This is a genomic window from Aerococcus sp. L_32 (assembly GCF_050689315.1).
Window position 1 is genome coordinate 1 of sequence record NZ_JBOEQF010000284.1, and the last position, 2556, is coordinate 2556.

Genomic DNA, 2556 nt, shown 5'->3' on the forward strand with positions numbered 1-2556 from the left:
AACGGTTGCAGACATCGTGACTATGATGGTTGGGGAAATGGAAAATGTTCGTCAAACCCACACTGCTGAAATTGAAGCGTCTGGTTTCACCTTCCATGAATTCTTAACCTTAGCTTCATTGGTTGAAGCAGAGGCATCTTCACTAGAAGACCGTGAATTGATCGCTGGTGTATTCATGAACCGTTTAGAAATCGATATGCCAATTCAATCAGATATTTCAGTTTTATATGCGAATAATACACATTCTGCATACGTAACCAACGAGGATGCAGCAGTTGATTCACCGTATAACTTATACATCAATACTGGTTTTGGACCGGGACCATTTAACAACCCTGGTATCGAAGCTATCGAAGCTTCTATGAATCCAACTGAATCTGACTACTTATTCTTTGTGGCCGATTTAACTACTGGTGAAGTATATTATTCAGAAACATACGAAGAGCATGATGCTTTAGTTGAACAATATGTATCTGAAGAGAATGCCGACCTATAATCAGACGGGTCAAATACGATTAAAAAAATAAAAATAGCTTGAATTTACTTGCAATTGAGAACATTTTTCTCTATATTTAATAGCAGTGAATTCGAGCTTATTTTTAATATCAGGAAGGTGTGTTTTGAATGCGTAAGCCAATCATAATTGGTGTAACAGGGGGTACTGGTTCTGGTAAGACTACTGTAACCCGTAAAATTATTGAAGAATTTGGAGATGTAAGTTTAGCTTATATTCCACAAGATGCTTATTATAAAGATCAAAGTCATTTAACAATGGATGAACGTGTGTTAACTAACTACGACCACCCATTTGCATTTGACAATGACTTACTTAGCGAGCATATTAGACAATTATTGGATGGACAAGCTGTCCAAATGCCGGTTTATGATTTCACTCAACACAATCGTGCAGAAGAAACGATTCGTGTAGAACCAAAAGAAGTTATTATTATTGAAGGTATCTTAATCTTCTCTGATAAAGAGCTTCGTGATTTGATGGATATTAAGGTCTTTGTAGATACAGATGACGACATTCGTATCATCCGTCGTATTAAACGTGATATGGCTGAACGTGGCCGTTCTTTAGATTCAATTATCGACATGTACACATCGATTGTTAAACCGATGCATGAGCAATTTATTGAACCTACAAAGAAATTCGCGGATATTATCATCCCTGAAGGTGGATCAAATAATGTTGCAATCGATTTGATGACGACAAAAATCCGTTCAATCATTCCAAATGATTTAAAAATTGATTAATTAAAATTTTATTAGAAGATATCAGATAAAGTGTATTGCAAAATTTCTAGTTCCATGATATTGTGGGTCTATTCACTTTTGATAAGTTGAAATTACTATTGTTGTTAGGAGTAAAAGTATGGCAGAAGAAGTATACCCAATGACCCAAGAAGGTCTTGAGAAAATTCAACAAGATTTAGACGAGTTAAAAATTGTAAAACGCAAAGAAATTGTAGAACGAATCAAAATCGCACGTTCATACGGAGATTTATCAGAAAACTCTGAATATGAAGCGGCTAAGGATGAACAAGCTTTCGTTGAAGGGCAAATTCAAAAATTAGAAAAAATGGTTCGTTACGCTAAAATTATCGATCCAAATGAAATCGATGAAGGTATCGTTTCATTAGGTCGTAAAGTAACTTTTATTGAGTTACCAGATGGCGACGAAGAAGTTTACTCAATTGTTGGTCGTGCAGAAGCAGATCCATTAGATGGTAAAATTTCTAATGAATCACCGATTGCACAAGCATTAATTGGTAAAGGTGTGAATGATGAAGTAACGATCGAAACACCAGGCGGCGACATGGTTGTTAAAATCACAAGCGTTGACGCAATCTAATTCAAGCAAATTTCAAGACATATTCCTACCATTCGCGTGGTTGGGGTATGTCTTTTTTGCTATAAATGAAAATCTTTAAGGCTTAGGACCAATGTAAAAGGGATTCAGTTCTCATAAAATGGTCATATATAGTAAAATGTAGAAGTGGTATGATTAGAGTATAAAAATAGGATGGAGGGCAATATGAGAAATCTATGGATGATTTTAGCTTGTTTTGCCGGATTGATTGTTTTTACAGGTTTATTGGTTAGACCAGAAAATTTGATTTCCATTGTTGTCGGTTGCGGACTTTTAGCCGTATCTAACCGGATAAAAATAAAAATGAATACAAAGAAACAGCAGCAAAGTTGGCTGAACTTGATACTAGTTGCCATTGGTTGTTTTCTAATTTTTATTGGGATTGTGACCTTGCCTTATGTTTCAAGTATTTTATTGGCTATTGTGATTATTGGCTTGATCTACTATGCGATTGTGAGAGACAAGTCGGAAAATGACCATCATGACCTAACCTTGCGACAAACAAAAATTGTGGATGCAGAAGATGGCGTTTTTAAGGATCAAGAAAAGGAAGCCTTCTTAGAATTTGACCATTTATTTAATAATGGTCCTTACAAGGAAGAAGTATATGCCTGGGAAGATGTGGAGATGTACCATCTCTATGCCAATACCTTTATTGATTTCGGGTCAACGATTGTGCC

General features: G+C 35.7%; 4 protein-coding genes. All 4 read left to right on the forward strand.

What is annotated here, in order from left to right; genetic code table 11:
* A partial coding sequence (gene mltG / locus ACRCJ0_RS11825) for an endolytic transglycosylase MltG (RefSeq protein ID WP_431390538.1) occupies positions 1-496 on the forward strand: 496 nt, incomplete at its 5' end.
* Positions 497-624: 128 nt separating this feature from the next.
* A complete protein-coding gene (gene udk, locus ACRCJ0_RS11830) occupies positions 625-1260 on the forward strand; it encodes a uridine kinase (protein ID WP_003140972.1) in 636 nt (211 codons plus the stop codon).
* 118 nt (positions 1261-1378) lie between these two features.
* Positions 1379-1858 (forward strand): transcription elongation factor GreA, encoded by a 480-nt coding sequence (greA, locus tag ACRCJ0_RS11835; RefSeq protein WP_003140974.1) that lies wholly within the window; start codon positions 1379-1381, stop codon positions 1856-1858.
* A 183-nt stretch (positions 1859-2041) separates the two neighbouring features.
* Positions 2042-2556: cell wall-active antibiotics response protein LiaF (locus ACRCJ0_RS11840; protein ID WP_431390539.1), on the forward strand; the 515-nt coding region annotated here is incomplete at its 3' end.

Bases quoted from the DNA above. Each gene is read 5' to 3' on its own strand.
- greA (WP_003140974.1), top strand. From the start codon at position 1,379: ATGGCAGAAGAAGTATACCCAATGACCCAAGAAGGTCTTGAGAAAATT.
- udk (WP_003140972.1), top strand. From the start codon at position 625: ATGCGTAAGCCAATCATAATTGGTGTAACAGGGGGTACTGGTTCTGGT.